The sequence below is a fragment of the Candidatus Pelagibacter sp. PS_16 genome (assembly GCF_059417965.1).
The window spans coordinates 778242-794686 of record NZ_CM182074.1; the positions used below are offsets into that span (position 1 = coordinate 778242).

Here is a 16445-nt window from a genome sequence, read left to right on the forward strand (position 1 = left end):
CAATGAAAAAAATTAAAAATGGTTTTACCTTAATTGAATTATTGGTGGTAGTTGCCATCATTGGTATTCTTGCAAGTGTAGGTATTGTTAGTTTTCAAGGTTACACTAAAATGGCAAAGAATAGGGTGCTTGTTGCAAATTGGAAAACAATTTCAAAAGTAATTGAGTTAGAATTAGCTGCTGCAAACAATGGTCTTGATAGTTTTATTGCAGAATATGATGAAGATGGAAATATGGTTAGTGAAAAAATGGATGGAAATACAACTTGTAATAATTTTGCATTTTCAGTCCAACAACATTTTAGTCATTTTAAAAACCCATACAATCTAGAATGGGAATCTGTAACAGTTGATACATTAGCGCAATCACAACATAGGAAAGGACAAATTCAATTAGTGTGCTATTCACATTTTGCAAGTTTCGGTGACGGTGGAGGATGTCCTATTTCATCTGATGCATGTAGATTGTTGTTGATTGCTTATAAAGAAGATAGAGGACGATGGAATACACCTGATGGAAAGTGTGATAATACAATTGTTTCAACCACTGGTGATGGCTGGCAACGTAATAAGAGAGAATTTGTAAATGATTGTTATAATCAAATACTTGTAGGTGGAGACCAAAGAGAAAGTCAAGCTCAAGCACAATCTGATTGTGGTTGGGATTCAAGTATCCATGGCTCTTGGGCAGTAAATCAAAATAGTATCAGAGATGAAGCAGGTGGAAAATGTTCAGGTTCAAGTGGAACACCTTGTTCTTAAATTTTTAATTAATCTGTTATCTAACACGTGCTTCTCACTTGTTATTTCTTCTTCTAGATAACGCAATGACCAATTCTCATTGGAGCATGAGTGGAGCAATTAATATTTGAAAATGTTCAACCTTAAATAAGGCTTGTTAATTGGTAGCGGGAAGTGGAATCGAACCACTGACCTCAGGCTTATGAGTCCTGCGCTCTAACCGACTGAGCTACCCCGCCACTTAATTCTTGATGATTTATAATAGGTTTTTAATTTAGATCAATCAACTTTTGATCAATATGATTATTTTATAACCACTATAAAAGTTGAAAAAAGAGTTAATGCTAAAATTACTGAACTATAAAAAACGATTTGTCTTTTAGTTTCGTTTTTCTTATCTATTTTTACTCGGTTCAATAATTTATTGATGTCTACAATTCTCTTTTGATCAATATACTGTACTGGAATAGTTTTTTTATGAACTTTTTTTTCACTGGTATGTTTTCTGTCATGAAAATAAGTTTTTTGCATGAGATTATTTAACCATCAATTATTAAACTCGGCAACTAAAATTATAACAATCTAGCACGTTTATCTTTTAGGGGAGCGATCTCTACTAGTGCTGGTAATTTCTGTTTAGCAACTTCAATATATAGGTTCATTTTTGAAAGTTCTTCATTTGAATGTATTGAGCTTACATATCCAAAAGACAAGTTTTTTTTATAATTAAAGGAATAATTGCCGGATGTTGTTCTCCCAATAATCTTATCTTCTAGATAAATTGGCTCTTCATGTAGTAATAGAGGTGTGCCTGGCTTACTATCTTTAAGTGACAGTATAATAAATCTTCTATTTAGCTTTTGATCTTTTATTTTTAATAAGCTTTCTTTACCAATAAAATTGGTTTCTTTTTTATAGCTTATTGCAAAATTTAATCCTGCCTCGTATTGGTTTTCTTCAGGTGAAATATCATGACCCCAATGTAAAAAACCACTTTCCATTCTCATAGTATCCATTGCATGAGAACCACAATGAGATAAATTATGATTTTTTCCCTCTTCAATAATTAATTGATAAATTTCTTTAGCATCTTTATTTTCAATATAAAGTTCAAATCCTAACTCACCCACATAAGATAATCTTTGGGCCCAAATTTTTTTTGAACCAAGCGTTACAAATTTGCCATAACCAAATTTAAATGTTTCATTGCTAAAATCATCATTTGAAATTTTTGAAATTAAATTTCTACTTTTTGGTCCAAAAATTCCCAAACAAACAAGATCATCCGTAATATCTTTAAATTCTAAATTAGGTGATAAATGTTTTAAAATATGTGCTTTGTCGTGAGTTCTTGTTGCAGCTGAGCTTATTATTCTAAAATGATTTTTATCAATACAAATAACTGTTAAGTCTGTTTCAATTCCTCCACCCTCATTTAACATTTGGGTGTAAGTTGATCTTCCTATTTCATTTTTAATATTTGCTGTACATATTCTTTGTAATTCACTGTGTGCATTTTCTCCTTTTATTTCATATTTAGAAAAAGGAGAGAGTTCAAAAAGACCAACATTGGTGATTGTATTTTTTGTTTCAAATTCAACTGAAGGGTACCAATTTTGATAATCAAAACTATATTTGTATTCTGCTTTTTCATTACTTTTTGCATACCACATCGGTCTTTCGTATTCACCTGATACACCAAAGCATGCTCCCTCTTTTTTTAACTCTTCATGATAAGGTAAAAGTCTTTGATTTCTTGATGTGTTATGTTGTTTATAGGGCCAGTGCATTCCATATAAATCACCAAGAGTTTCCGTTACCCTTTCCATAATAAATTTTTTAGATGAATGAAATTTTTGAAATCTTTTAATATCGAGTGAAAATAAATCTTCATTCATATATCCATTAATCATCCATTCAGCAGTAACTCTGCCCGCACCCCCAGAACTTGCGATCCCAATGCTATTAAATCCACAACACGTAAAAAGGTTATTCACTTCAGGAGTTTCTCCTAAAAGATATTGCGTGTCAGGGGTAAAAGATTCAGGCCCTGAAAAAAATTTTCTAATTCCAGCAGTTTCTAACATGGGTAATCTTTGAAATGATTTTTCAAGATAAGGCTCAAAGTGATCAAAATCATCTGGAAACTCTCCAAAAGAAAAGTCCAGTGGCACCACTCCTTTGTCTTTAAATGCAGGTTTTGCATTAGGTTCAAATATTCCAACTAACATTTTCCCAGCATCTTCTTTTAAATAAAGACAGGAATTATAGTCTCTCAAAACTGGTAAGTTTTTAGGTAATTTATCTAATGGTTCTGTGATTATGTAAAAGTGCTCATTTGGATATAATGGAATACTTACACCAATATCTTCTCCAATTTGCCTCGACCACATCCCAGTTGCAATTACAACGTATTCACAATCAATTTTGCCAAATTTAGTTTGAACACCAACAATTTTTTTGTCTTTAACCAATATTTTTTCAACAGGAGTTTTCTCAAATATCTGAGCCCCTTCCATCTTTGCAGCTTTAGCTAATACATTAGTAACCCCTATAGGATCTGCCTGACCATCTTCTGGCATATAAACTCCACCTAAAATGTCATCATCATTTATAACGGGATAGAGTTCTTTTATTCTTTGTTTATTAACGCTTTCAACATTAACATCAAACAACTGCGCAGCTGTTGCTTGTCTTAATAATTCTTGTAATCTTTCGGGTGTACTTGCAACTGTGATTGCACCATTTTGTTTTAATCCAGTTGATAATCCAGTTTTTTTTTCTAATTCTTTATAAAGATTTAAGGAATATTTTCTAAGCCGTGTAATAGTGGCTGATGCTCCTAATTGACCAACAAGTCCTGCTGCATGCCAAGTAGTTCCTGAAGTAAGTTGATCTCTTTCTAATAATATAGTGTCTTTCCAACCGTATTTTGCAAGGTGATAAGCAACAGAACAGCCAGCAACACCCCCTCCAATAACTACTACTTTAGCTGATTTTGGTAATACGGCTGACATTTATATTTAAACAATATTAAAATTTTTAAATACAAACAACTAAATCTTAATGTTCAGCTCTAAATTTTGAGTGACAAGCTTTACAGCTACTCCACATATATTTTCCAAGAGTTGCCTTCATATCTTCTGCCCCATCAATGACAGACGTTAACTCGATCATATTGCTTGAAGCTTTTGTCATTAATAAATTAAATTCATCTTTATTTTCCCAAATAGAAGGTAAAGCCTCTGTTTTAAATCCTACTTTTGAATTTTCAGGAAAAAGATCAATTAATCTTTTATAATTATCGCTCATTTCAATCATTAGTTTTTTTGCTTCGTCTAAACTTCCATTAGAAGCAAGACCTTGGACTCTTTTGGCAGTTTTGTAATTTTTACTAAAAATAGATTTTCTTTCTTTGATAATCTCTTCAACCGTTTGTTCTGAAAAAGCACTGAAGCTATAAAATAATATAAATATAAAAAATAAAGTGTTTTTAATTAATGTCATAATATGTTTAATTTAAACATGTCTATATTTAATAACATATCAAAATATGGATTACTTGCCAAATTAATCCATTGGCTAACTGCCGCAGGATTACTAATTCAAATACCTTTGGGGTTTTATTTGGTTGATTTAGACTTTGATCAATTTAGGGTTGATATAGAAAATTATCATATATTATTTGGATTAATCCTATTTTACACAACTCTAATAAGGCTAACTTTTAAACTATTATCTCCTACACCAAATTTCAATGACAATGCTTTTCCTGGTCAAAAAGTTTTAGCAAAGTTAAACCACTTTTTTTTATATTTAGCTTTATTAACAATAACTATATCGGGTATTTTTAAGAAATTATTTAATGGTGAAAGTTTAGTTATTTTTTTCAAAAAAGTTAATCTAACTTATAATTTTGAACTCTCAGAACAGTTTTATTCAATTCATGTATTAGCAAATTATGTATTAATTGGATTAATTGCATTACATATTTTAGCAGTACTGTTTCATAAATTTTTATTAAGGGAAAATATTTTAAAGAGAATTTTATAATTTTTAATTATCAAATGCACATCTAAAACCAACATAGATTGCATAAAAGTTCGAGGGTTTATATTGAGCTCCATTAATACTGGTCTTTGAACCTCCATACCACCAGGAGGCCCCTGCTGTTAAAGAGTTATTTTTTTCCTGATCATCGACCCATTCCCACACATTACCACCCATTGCGACTAGCCCATTTATACCTTCTGGTAATGTTGTTACATCAACATGCTTGTCATAATTTAATAAACCTTGGGAGTTCATTTCTTTAGCTATATCTCCACTAGGGTATCTATAAGTTTTATCTTTATCAAATTTATTGGATGCAAATATTTGAGTGTAAGCTGCATAAGACCATTCCTCAAATGTAGGCAATCGGCCATTTATAAATTTGCAATAATTCTCAACTTCAAATCTACTTAGATGAACAGCGGGCTCTAATTCACTATCAGGTTTTTTTCCATAAGGTGTTTTATAATTCCAATTATCACGTTTAACCCAACCAGCACCCCATTCGTAACCTCCACCATTTTTTTCAGCTTCTGTAATGACTTCGTTTTTAATTGTATAATTATTAAACTCCATAATTGTTACTTCATATTTATTTAGTGAAAATTTTCCAAAGTTAATTTTCTCATTTTCAAAACTAAATACTTTAATTGGTAAGATTAATATAAATATCGAGAAATACTTTATAGTTTTGTAAATATTATGCATTTAAGCTTATCGTTGAATAAAATATTTTTTTTATAATTTAGATTAATCTCATTAATTCCGTTAGAAATTTGAAGTGAATTAAATTTTAATAAAGTAGATATATAGCGTTGTTTTATCATTTTTAAATATACGTTTTTCTTAATATTAACTTTAAAGTTAAAGCTAGCAGTACTTTTTTTTATATTAAGCTTAAGTAGTTTTTTCCAAATAAGACTATCTCTTTTAAAAGATTGGTTAAGTTTTTGTTTCATCAAGGAAAATGTGGGTATTTCATTATCTTTTGTATCTAAAGTTAAAATTAAAATAATCCCTCCTACTTCTAAACTAGAGTATGCATAAGTTAAAATTTTCTTAATATCTTTTAGATTAAATAAATGAATAGTTTGTTTAATTAATATTAAATCAAATTTCTTTTTATTATTTCCTAGATATTGAATTGCATTTATTTTTTTAAAACTAATTCTTTTGTCAAAATCTTTGTGATTTTCAATATCAAGTCCAACAGGCTTATTAATTAATTTGAGTTTAGAGGATAACGAACCCATTATCTTACCTCGGCCACAACCAATATCTAGAATTTTTGAGTATTTAGTTAGTTTTTTTTGCTTTAATAAAAAATTATTAAAGGACTGGATATATTTAGCTGATGAAATCCAAGTTTTATTATCCCAATTTTTTATACTTAACATTACCTAATTTAAAACATTTTAACTTATATTTAAATAAAGTATTAGTAACTCATGTTTAAAAAGTTGCATATATTTCTTGGCGCAACTGTTGCAGATGCAGCAGCCCGACCTTTGCATTGGGTCTATGATGAAAAAAAACTAAAATCTTATATTAAAGGAAAAAAAAATATTGCTTTCTTTAAACAAAATAGATCCCCATTCTACTCTATTAAAACAGGTGAAGTTTCAGGATATAATGATGTGGGTCAAGTAATGTTTAAAACATTAACTAAGACCACTAATCATAAAGAGGTTATTAAACTTTTTAAAAAGAATATTGTCAAAAATTTTGGACCAGGGTCAAAATATTGGAAAAATTTATCTTTAAGAAAAAAATACAAAAAGATTAAGTGGAAAACAGCCATGAAAGGTCCATGGATCCATCAAAATATTTTAGAAACTATCAAAAATATTAAATTAAAAAAAACTATCACAGGTGGGACTAAAGTTAACGAGTCCGATGGGTATTGTGCAAGCCTACCCTTTTATTTTTCAAATAATTCTGACCACAAAACAAAACAAATTATAAGAACGGTTGCTAATGGTAAAATTAGCGAACAATTTGCATTGGCAAAACTTAAGATTATTGATTTAGCTGATAAGGGGGACAAGGATCCAGTTAATAGCTTTTTAAGAAAAAATATAAAAAATAAATACTTTAAAAATGTCATTGAAAACATCAAAAAAGTTAAAAAGGTAAAATCAAAACCCCACAATTTTGTTGTAAAGAAATTTGGTAAAGCATGTAGTTATCCAGGTACTTTTAATGGAGGAATACATGCAATCATAACCTCTAAAAGTTTTAAAACTGCGGTTATTAAAACAATTAAAGCTGGTGGATGCAATTGTTCTCGTGCTAATTTTGTCGGTGCTTATTTTGCAGCTTATAAAGGTTTAAAAGGTATTCCTCAGGATTGGATAAAAAAAACAAATCCTGCAAAATCTATACTGAAATTTATTGCTTAAATGCAAAACCCATCCATTAAATACATTTTAAAATTATCTATTCCAATTTTCTTTGCAAATTTGGCTATTCCATTAGTTGGTATTATTGATACTGGTTTAATGGGTAACCTTGGTAACTTATCATATTTATCAGCAACTTCAGTGGCTGCTAATTTATTTTCTATGATTTTTTGGAGCTTTGGTTTTTTAAGAATGGGAACCGTTGGATTGGTTTCACAAGCCTATGGAAAAGAAGATTATACAGAAATATTTAATATTGTTATTCGAAATTTAGTTTTTGTTTTGCTAATTTCATTGATCTTAATTTTATTACAAAGTTTTATATTTAATCTAAGTGCGGGTATTTTTAATTTATCAGACACTACTAGGGAATTTTACCAGGATTACTTTCAAATAAGAATTTATTCAGCGCCTGGTGAGTTAACCCTTTACATTATAACTGGTTTATTTGTTGGATTACAGAAAACTAAAATTTCAAGTTTAGCTGTTGGTCTTTTTTCGATTCTAAATATAATTTTAAGTATTATTTTTGTTTCAAAATTTGATTTAAATATCAAAGGGGTTGCTTATGGGACTTTAGTCTCTGCACTTTTGATATCTACATCTTTTTTAATTTATACATTTTGGTATCTAAATAAAATGTCTAAAATCAATATCAATATTAATGAATTAATAGATCTAAATAAACTTAAAAACATTTTTAATATTAATCTAAATATATTTATTAGAACCATTTTACTAACTTTTTCATTTTTTTGGTTTACTTACCTTGGCAGTCAAATAGGTGAAGATTACATTGCAGCAAATGCAATTCTTATTAACCTGGTCTTTTTGTCTGCTTTCATTCTTGATGCTTATGCATTTTCAACCGAAGGTATGGTTGGTTATTCCTTAGGTAAAAAAGATATAAGCTTGTTTAAAAAAATTGTTAAAAACTCTTTTATTTTAAGCACCCTTACTGGATTAATTATTTCGATAATTTATTTTTTTATTAACAAACACGTCATTACACTAATGTCTGATATTGAAACTATTAGAAATCTAAGTTCTTCTTATGCAGTATGGCTAATACTAATGCCTTTAATTTCATCATTTTGTTATCAATTTGATGGAATATTTATTGGTGCATCACAAACAAAAGAGCTTAGAAATGCCATGATTTTTTCTGTATTTTCTTATCTATTAATGTCTTTATATTTAACAAAATTAATGGGTAATACAGGTATCTGGATATCTCTATGCTTGTTTATGGTGCTAAGGGCTTTATCTTTATTTTATTATTTAGACAAAATTTATTTAAGATTTCGTACTACTTAATAAATTCAACTACCCTCAATAAAATGATATTGTAAATCAATGTTATTTCGACAATTATTTGATAAAGTCTCAAGTACATTTACATACCTAATAGCTTCTGCAAAAGGAAGAGAGGCTTTAATCATTGATCCAGTGTTAGAAAATGTTGAACAATATATTAAGCTCCTTAAAGAACTAGATTTAAAGTTAGTAAAAGTTATTGATACTCATATCCATGCTGACCATATCTCAGGTATTGCCGAACTAAGAGATAAAACGAATTGCGTTACAGTAATGGGTGACAAAACCCCTGCTGATGTGGTTGCAATGCAAGTTGCCGATGAAGAGACAATTAAAATTGATGGCTTAGAATTACAGGCAATTTATACCCCAGGTCACACCATAGAAAGTTTTAGCTTCTTAATGAATGATAGGGTTTTCACTGGAGATGCATTATTAATTAGAGGAACCGGTAGAACAGATTTTCAAAATGGAAATGCAAGAGATTCGTATAATTCTATTTTTAATAAACTTTTAAAACTTCCAGATGAAACATTAATTTACCCTGCTCATGATTATAAAGGAGAGATGGTCAGTACCATAATAGAAGAAAAAAAATTCAACCCAAGACTGCAGGTAAGTTCTGCAGATCAATATATCGAAATTATGAATAATTTAAATTTGCCTAATCCAAGTATGATGGATGTTGCAGTTCCTAGTAATTTACAATTAGGAATAGATTTTAATAGACAAAAAGTAAATAACGGTGTCGAACCAGAAAAATTTAATGAAATTAAAAATGATGCTCAGTCAATTTTAATTGATCTTAGAGAGCAAAATGAAATAGATAAAGATGGTATGATTAAAAATAGTACAGTGGTTCGTTTTCCAGAAATTAACGAGTATCTACAACAAAACAAAAATACTTTAAAAGATAAAAGAATTTTATTTTATTGCGCACATGGTCATAGATCAACTCTAGCAGTTCAATTATCAAAATCTTATCAATTTACCAATTGTTTTCACTTAATTGGTGGTCTTAAGAATTGGAAAAAAGAAGGTTTAGATTTATAAAATTAGAATTTAATAACTTAACTTTAAATTTAATCTTTTAAATTTATTTCTAAAACTAAAAAATAATTTATTATGATTACCAGTATCTTTTTTAATTGTTTGTTGCCATAAGTGAACCATTTCATGTGACAAGGTATTTAAAAATTCCATTTTATTTTTATATTTAGGCATCATCTCAAGTACAAATTTATTTGTACCTTTTCTATAAGAGATATATTCAACACATTGCCCTGATCCTCTTACTATTCTTTTAATCATTACATCATTAAAAGGGTTGAGTTTATTATTAAATAAAGATTTATTAAAAATCTTAAAGTAATTTCTAATGTCTTTAAAATTAGTAGTATATTTTTTTTCTGTTTCTATTGTGTCTCTAAGTATTCTTTTTTTTGTTCTTACAATGTAGCTATCTTTAACAATTTTCTTTTTTTGCATTTTTATAGAGTGTGTAAATAAGTGTTATTAAATGGGTATAATTTCTGATTATCTACTACTAAAACTGTAATATACAAGATAATAAAATCTTTAAAATACGATTATTTTTAACTTTACTATGTTGATGTTGTTTAAAAATTAAAGAGATTTTATAGCAGAATAAATTTTGTCTTTATTCATTTGACCAATGCTTCTATAGACCTCTTTGTTATTTTGGTAAATTACAATTGTTGTCCAATAGTCAATTCCTAGCTGTTTTGCAATAGTCTTATGCTTTTCTTGCTCGAAGCTTAAAAAGAGGATGTCCTCGAAATCTTTTTCAGCTTGATTTAGGATCTTAATTTGAGCCTTACAGGTTGTGCATGTTTCATTCCAAGAATTTATAACAACTATTTTTCCATCAAGTTGCGCTTTTTCAAAAATTTCATTATTAAAAGTAGTACTTTTATCTACAGCAAATGAGTTAAATGAAATCAGTGTAAAAATTATGATGAATATTTTTTTCATAGTCTTAATGTATAAGATACATGGTTAATTAACAACTCATTGTTTTATTTTATAACCCCAATTTGTTTCTGTCTCGATATGATAATTAAACCACTAATTATAATAATTAATGCTCCAATATAACTATTAGTCGAAGGAACTTCATCAAATAAAAAATATCCATAAATTATGCCCCATAAAATCACTGAATATCTAAAAGTTGATGTAACAGACACAAGTGCAATCTTGATAGTTGCAATTGAAAAAATATAACCCATTGCTAAAAAAAAAGCAGAAATAAATAAAATAAAAATATCTTTTAACGTAAAATCATAAAATTTGTAAATACTTAATATTCCAAAAAAAATAGTCACAACAAAACATGTCATAAATGCAGTTTGAAGACTGTGATAATCTTTTTTAAAATTTTTTGTGTACATGTCTCTAATTGAAAGCATGATTGCTGCTAAGATTGGAAATATAAAATAATAACCAAACTCTAATTTCCCTGGATTAACAACTACTACCACTCCAATAAAACCTAAAATTACAGCACTCCATCTTCTCCATCTTACTTTTTCATTCATAAAGATTGCCCCAAATGCAGTTAAGATAATTGGTGCCATACTTAATAGAATATAAACTTTTGCAAACGGTAGTAAGGCAATACCAATAAAAAAAAATAATGCGGCTAAAGATTCAAGAAGCCCTCTTATCTTTAGTTCTGTCGAAGAAAAAATTAACTTAAAATTTAATTGTTTTTTTATGTAAAGAAATAATACTATAAATAGTAGTGTAAAAATCCCTCTTATAAAAATTATTTGATTTAAAACAAATATTTCATCGAAATGTTCATATATGTTTTTTACAAAAGCATCATTTGTTGCAAATGAAAACTGACATAAAAGCATATAAAGTATGCCCAATAACTCATTGTTAATTTTAACTTTAGGAAACATTTTGTGAGTAAATATAGGCTTTTTTATTGGTAATATACAAAAATCAAGAACCAATATGAGGCAAGTCCAACAAGAATAGTTACAATAATACTTCTACTAAAATATCCAATAATTATCGCAATTATAGCTGCTAGTATCTTGGGATTACTATCAATATCTATAGATCCTGTGGCATCAAGAAATATAGGAGGGAATATTATTGCCGGAAAAATGGCTGATGGAACGTAAGACAAAACTTTTTTTGTCTTTTCGTTTAGAATATCTTTTTTTAAGAAAAAAATCATAGAAAATCTAGTTAGGTAAGTCAAAATTCCACAATAAATAATTGTCGTCCAATGCATTACTTTTTCTTCCGGTCAATTAATGTGATTATAGTAGCAACCGATAAAGCTGACAGTGTTGCTATAATAATGTAAGCTTGAAATGGTATTGTATTATACCCAACAGTAGCAACAATTCCTGAGACTAACATTACAATAATATTTTTATACTTTCTAAAATCATCAATTAACAAAGCTAAAAATGTTAAAGAAATAGTAAAACTTAAACCTAACTCTTCAGGTACTACCGATCCAAGAACTATACCTAAAATTGTTGATATCTGCCAAATAGTCCAACAGGTAAAACCAGCTCCTAATAAATGGTAGTGTTTAAATTTATTTTCTTTATTTTTTTTAAAATAAATATTTGAAACAGCAAATGCTTGATCAATTAATACATAGGATAATATAATTTTCCATCTCAGTTTTAAGTGAGAAAGATATTCAGAAAAAACCGCACCATATAGTAAATGTCTAGAGTTTACTGCGGTAACTGATGTGATTGTAACTAATGATGATGCACCGCCAGAGAATAATTGTAATAAAACAATTTGAGAAGCTCCACCAAAAATTATAATAGACATACCAAATGTCATATAGGCACTCAAACCCACTTCCATTCCAATAACGCCGTATATAATTCCAAACGGAACTACCGGTATCATTAAAGGGCTTACATCAATAATCCCCTTGGACAATGTTTTAAATCTTTTATTCATTTTAATTTAGGATTTTGTATTAGAAACAAACTATATGATCAATATTAATTGGTCTCTTTATACCAAATTTTTCGTCAACTTCATGCTGATGAATATGATGTGAATGAACAAAAACAGGTACTAATCTATTACTTGCAGTTTTAAGAGTATAGATAAAATTTGTTCCTCTAAATTTTCTATCCACAACTTCTAATTTTAAATTACTTTTGTCATCATGCTCAAGATCCTCAGGCTGTAATAAAAGCTGAACTTCAGATCCTTTTGGATAATGTTTTATAAAATCTCCAGTTATTGTTCCAAGATCATCATTTTCTAAACTATTTTCACCTGTAACTTTTGCTGGGATTAAGATCCCTCGATTTAGAAAATTAACCACCTCTATTGAGTTTGGAAAATGGTAAACATTATATGGGTCATCATATTGCTTAAGTTGACCATCTAAAATTATTCCACATTTAGTTCCCAAATAAAAAGCCTCATAAGAGTCGTGTGTTACAATAATTGTTGTAATCTTATGCTCTGTTAAAATTTGCTTTAATTTAACCTGTATTTCTTCTTTAAAGTTCTGATCTACATTTGAAAGAGGCTCGTCTAATAACAATAAATCAGGATTAGATAACAAAGACCTTGCTAATGAGGCTCTTTGAGCTTCTCCAGAACTTATCTGGTGTGGGTATTTACCAACAATGTGCTCGATATGAAGAAGCTTATTTATTTCATTTAAATTTAAACCTTTCTTCTTCTTTTTATTTCTATCTGCACCAAATTTTATATTTTCTAAAACTGTATAATGGGGAAAAAGGGAATTGTCCTGAAACCCCATAGAAATATTTCTATTTTCAGGTTCAATATGAGTATTATCAGATGACAAAATTTTATTTTTTAAGATAATTTTCCCAGACTGTACTTTTTCTAAACCTGCAATTGTTCTAAGTATAGTAGTTTTACCAATACCAGATGGTCCTAACAAACAAACAATGTCTCCTTGATTTTCAATCGTTAGAGAAACATTGTTCACTTTACTTTGTGCACTTGCTGCAAATGTTACATTATTTATTTCTAAGAAATTTTTTGTCATAAGTTTAATCTTTAAGGATATATCTAGATGTAATTAAAATAAAGCAACTTGCAATAAGTATAAGCAGTAATGATGGCGCTGCTGCAGCTTCAAGTAAATCTTGGGAAGCATAAATATACGCTTTTGTTGCAAAGGTTTCAAAGTTAAATGGTCTCATAATCAAGGTAATCGGTAATTCCTTGATTATTTCAATTGTTAACAAAATACCTATTAATAAAACTGAATTCTTTAAATAAGGAAGGTGAATATTTCTAAATGTTTTAAATTTTGAATAACCAAGAAGATATGCGCTCTCATCTATAGAATAATTAATTTTTAGATAGCCAGATTTAATTCCGTTATTAGCTAATGAATAAAATCTTATAAAATAAATTATAACCAATCCTAAAATAGATCCAATGAAAATAGATTTTATCGATTCTGTTCCAAGGTAATTAATCATATTAAGATCTAGCCATGAAATAAATGTTATAAAAGCAACAGCTAAAATAATTCCAGGTATTGCATATCCGGAAATAGAAAATGTATTTAATGCTTCTAAAAATTTACTTTTTGAAACTCTGTTTCCATAGTTTGAAATAAAGGCTAATAATATTAATAAGCAACACGATAAAAAAACTAACAACATTGTATTTGAGAATAATTCAATTAAATTTAAATCTAAAAAGTGTTTTGGAAAAATAATTGTCCAATATAACATTTGAAAAACTGGAAATAAAAAGCTTAAGAAAAATACTAACGTACAAAATAAAAACGCTAAAATTGATTTATAATTATATAAATGAACTACAGATTTTGATTTAAACCCTCCTTTTGATGATGTGTGATATTGAGCTTTTTTTCTAGATAGATTTTCTATAACAAAAAGTCCAAGTATAAAAATTAACAAGTAAGATGATAACCTGTTTGCTAAAGTAAGATCGTCAAAAGATATCCATGCATTATAAATACCTGTTGTTAAAGTCGACACTCCAAAAAATGAAACAGAACCAAAATCTGATAAGGTCTCCATTGCAACCAAAGAAAGGCCAGCAACTATTGCAGGTCTTGCCGAAGGTAAGATTATCTTAAAAAATGATTTTTGCTTAGAAAAGCCAAGGTTTTTACCAAGTTCTATTAAGTTTTGTGACTGATAATGAAATGATGCTCTAGTTAATACGTAAATATAACCAAATAGTGAAAATGATATTGAAATTATTGCGCCTAACATTCCATCAAACTTTGGAATATGAGCGTTGTAATTTCCCTCGCCCAATAAGTTTTTTAAAATTGAAAAAGCCGTTCCATAGTTTTCAAAAAAAGCAGTTAATGAATATGCATAAATATAGGCTGGTACTGCAAAAGATAGGATTAAAGCCCATTTAAAGAAATTAACACCAGGAAATTTATAAAATGAAACTAAATAAGCACAACCAACTCCTATAATAAAAGTTAAGGTTAAAACACCTGTCAAAAGTATTAATGAATTATAAATATAATCTAAAAGAAAAGTATTTTTTAAAACTGAAACGTAGTCTCCAGTTGTTTCAAAGAAACTACTGAATACAGTTATAATGGGTACAGCTACAATTATGGATATGACAAAAGAACTAAAATACCAAATGTTAATCTTATTACCCATTTTTTAACAACGCACTAATAACATCAAGCAGGGTAATTAACTTAATATTAAAAGCGCGCTGTGTTATAACCTCTTTATTTCCACTTCGCGTTAAGCATTATCTCTAATGCGATAGCTTGATTTTTTCCGTAATTAGCTACTTTAGTTTTAAGGTCTTGTTTAAAATTAAACCCCATTTGTGTAATTAATCCATGAGGCTCAACACCTTCAATCATTGGATATTCATACGTATTATTAACAATATGTTGTTGAGCATCTTTAGTTAATAAAAACTCTAACAGTTTAATTGCGTTATCTTTATTTGGAGCATATTTTAATATTCCACCTCCACTAATATTCATATGTGTTCCTCTATCACCCTGATTTGGGAAAAATGGTAATACTTTTTTTGCAGCCTCTTGTTGCTCTGCACCTTTACTACCAGAAAGCATAAGTGCGTAATAATAAGTATTTGCAACAGCAATATCAGCTTCGCCAGCTGCTACAGCTAAAATCTGAGCTCTATCATTTCCCTTTGAGTCTCTAGCCATATTCTTAACCAAATTTTCTGCCCAAATAGTAGTTCTCTCTTTTCCATTATTATCTATTAATGAAGCTACTAGAGATTGATTATAAATATTATTAGATTGTCTTATAACAATTCTACCTTTCCACTTAGGATCAGCAAGACCTTCATAAGTCAATCCATTAAGATCATTGTCACTTACTCTCTCTGGAGAGTAATAAATTATTCGTGCTCTTTTAGCTATTCCTGTCCAATTTTTAGATCTAAAGTTTGCCGGTACTGCAGATTTAATTGCTGGCGACATAGAGTTTTGAAACATCCCTTTTAAATCGAAAAGTCCTAACTTTCCAGCATCAGCTGTAATATAAAGATCAGCTTTTGAATCTTTTCCTTCTTCTATAATTCTTTTTTGAAGAGATTTATCTTTGCCGGATATGACATTCACTTTAATTCCAGTTTGAGATGTAAATTTATTGTAAAGCTGGATATCTGAATCGTAATGTCTTGCACTAAAAACATTAACTTCATTAGCTAATGTCATGCTTTTAAAAAAACTCAAGGTTAATATAATAAGTATAATTTTTTTCATTTTTTCCTTTATTTTTTACCCTTGATTAGTTTAGAATGCTTATTATTAACATTGCGAATGATTATCAATCGCATTTATTGACGCAGTTTACAATGGTTAATTAAGTTAATATCCGGATAAGCAGATTACTAAGAAAAGACATGAATACAAGGAACCCTATAAAGAAAT

At 28.8% G+C, this 16445-nt stretch carries 18 protein-coding genes and 1 tRNA gene; 5 read left to right on the top strand and 14 right to left on the bottom strand.

Annotation, left to right across the window (positions count from 1 at the left end; genetic code table 11):
- The first annotated feature begins 2 nt into the window (after positions 1–2).
- Positions 3–761: a pilin gene (locus tag AC5SL0_RS04165; RefSeq protein ID WP_011282230.1), complete on the top strand. Its 759-nt coding sequence runs from the start codon at positions 3–5 to the stop codon at positions 759–761.
- A gap of 141 nt (positions 762–902) precedes the next feature.
- Here AC5SL0_RS04165 and AC5SL0_RS04170 read toward each other — a convergent pair.
- The 4 genes from AC5SL0_RS04170 to AC5SL0_RS04185 form a co-directional block, all read right to left on the bottom strand.
- Positions 903–979: transfer RNA gene (locus tag AC5SL0_RS04170), tRNA-Met, on the bottom strand.
- 64 nt (positions 980–1043) lie between these two features.
- Positions 1044–1271: a hypothetical protein gene (locus AC5SL0_RS04175; protein ID WP_006996673.1), complete on the bottom strand. Its 228-nt coding sequence runs from the start codon at positions 1269–1271 to the stop codon at positions 1044–1046.
- A 41-nt stretch (positions 1272–1312) separates the two neighbouring features.
- Positions 1313–3757, bottom strand: coding sequence for a GcvT family protein (locus AC5SL0_RS04180; protein WP_011282231.1), 2445 nt, complete (start codon positions 3755–3757; stop codon positions 1313–1315).
- Between the two features lie 46 nt (positions 3758–3803).
- Entirely contained in the window at positions 3804–4247 is a 444-nt protein-coding gene (locus tag AC5SL0_RS04185) for a cytochrome c (protein ID WP_006996671.1), read from the bottom strand.
- Positions 4248–4265: 18 nt separating this feature from the next.
- On the opposite strand from AC5SL0_RS04185, the gene AC5SL0_RS04190 reads away from it, so the two are divergent.
- The gene (locus tag AC5SL0_RS04190; protein ID WP_494616904.1) at positions 4266–4793 is read left to right on the top strand and encodes a cytochrome b; all 528 of its coding nucleotides are present in this window, start codon (positions 4266–4268) and stop codon (positions 4791–4793) included.
- A gap of 3 nt (positions 4794–4796) precedes the next feature.
- On the opposite strand, the gene AC5SL0_RS04195 is transcribed toward AC5SL0_RS04190, so the two are convergent.
- Together AC5SL0_RS04195 and AC5SL0_RS04200 are read right to left on the bottom strand one after the other, a co-directional pair.
- Positions 4797–5501, bottom strand: a complete 705-nt coding sequence (locus AC5SL0_RS04195; protein ID WP_011282232.1) for a formylglycine-generating enzyme family protein — start codon at positions 5499–5501, stop codon at positions 4797–4799.
- Positions 5477–6190 (bottom strand): class I SAM-dependent methyltransferase, encoded by a 714-nt coding sequence (locus AC5SL0_RS04200; protein ID WP_494617907.1) that lies wholly within the window; start codon positions 6188–6190, stop codon positions 5477–5479. The genes AC5SL0_RS04195 and AC5SL0_RS04200 overlap by 25 nt, the downstream gene beginning before the upstream one ends.
- Before the next feature lie 51 nt (positions 6191–6241).
- On the opposite strand from AC5SL0_RS04200, the gene AC5SL0_RS04205 reads away from it, so the two are divergent.
- The 3 genes from AC5SL0_RS04205 to AC5SL0_RS04215 are packed head-to-tail and all read left to right on the top strand — an operon-like array spanning position 6242 to position 9565.
- On the top strand, positions 6242–7195 hold the full coding sequence (locus AC5SL0_RS04205) for an ADP-ribosylglycohydrolase family protein (RefSeq protein WP_006996667.1): 954 nt from the start codon (positions 6242–6244) through the stop codon (positions 7193–7195).
- Entirely contained in the window at positions 7196–8512 is a 1317-nt protein-coding gene (locus tag AC5SL0_RS04210) for an MATE family efflux transporter (protein WP_006996666.1), read from the top strand. It begins immediately after the preceding gene.
- Positions 8513–8551: 39 nt separating this feature from the next.
- Positions 8552–9565, top strand: a complete 1014-nt coding sequence (locus AC5SL0_RS04215; RefSeq protein ID WP_006996665.1) for an MBL fold metallo-hydrolase — start codon at positions 8552–8554, stop codon at positions 9563–9565.
- A 9-nt stretch (positions 9566–9574) separates the two neighbouring features.
- On the opposite strand, the gene AC5SL0_RS04220 is transcribed toward AC5SL0_RS04215, so the two are convergent.
- The 8 genes from AC5SL0_RS04220 to AC5SL0_RS04255 all read right to left on the bottom strand — a co-directional run bounded on the left by AC5SL0_RS04220 (position 9575) and on the right by AC5SL0_RS04255 (position 16277).
- Entirely contained in the window at positions 9575–10000 is a 426-nt protein-coding gene (locus AC5SL0_RS04220) for a SprT-like family protein (protein ID WP_494617909.1), read from the bottom strand.
- 138 nt (positions 10001–10138) lie between these two features.
- Positions 10139–10507 (bottom strand): TlpA family protein disulfide reductase, encoded by a 369-nt coding sequence (locus tag AC5SL0_RS04225; protein WP_006996663.1) that lies wholly within the window; start codon positions 10505–10507, stop codon positions 10139–10141.
- 44 nt (positions 10508–10551) lie between these two features.
- Positions 10552–11499, bottom strand: coding sequence for a DMT family transporter (locus tag AC5SL0_RS04230; RefSeq protein WP_027307050.1), 948 nt, complete (start codon positions 11497–11499; stop codon positions 10552–10554).
- Positions 11469–11786: an AzlD domain-containing protein gene (locus AC5SL0_RS04235; RefSeq protein ID WP_006996661.1), complete on the bottom strand. Its 318-nt coding sequence runs from the start codon at positions 11784–11786 to the stop codon at positions 11469–11471. The genes AC5SL0_RS04230 and AC5SL0_RS04235 overlap by 31 nt, the downstream gene beginning before the upstream one ends.
- The gene (locus AC5SL0_RS04240; RefSeq protein ID WP_027307051.1) at positions 11786–12484 is read right to left on the bottom strand and encodes an AzlC family ABC transporter permease; all 699 of its coding nucleotides are present in this window, start codon (positions 12482–12484) and stop codon (positions 11786–11788) included. The genes AC5SL0_RS04235 and AC5SL0_RS04240 overlap by 1 nt, the downstream gene beginning before the upstream one ends.
- 19 nt (positions 12485–12503) lie before the next feature.
- Positions 12504–13562 (bottom strand): ABC transporter ATP-binding protein, encoded by a 1059-nt coding sequence (locus AC5SL0_RS04245; RefSeq protein ID WP_494617910.1) that lies wholly within the window; start codon positions 13560–13562, stop codon positions 12504–12506.
- A gap of 4 nt (positions 13563–13566) precedes the next feature.
- Complete coding sequence (locus AC5SL0_RS04250; RefSeq protein ID WP_006996658.1) at positions 13567–15183, bottom strand: ABC transporter permease; 1617 nt, start codon at positions 15181–15183, stop codon at positions 13567–13569.
- 74 nt (positions 15184–15257) lie between these two features.
- Positions 15258–16277 carry a Fe(3+) ABC transporter substrate-binding protein gene (locus AC5SL0_RS04255; RefSeq protein WP_011282242.1) on the bottom strand — a complete coding sequence of 340 codons (1020 nt, stop codon included), beginning with the start codon at positions 16275–16277 and terminating at the stop codon, positions 15258–15260.
- Positions 16278–16445 lie beyond the last annotated feature (168 nt).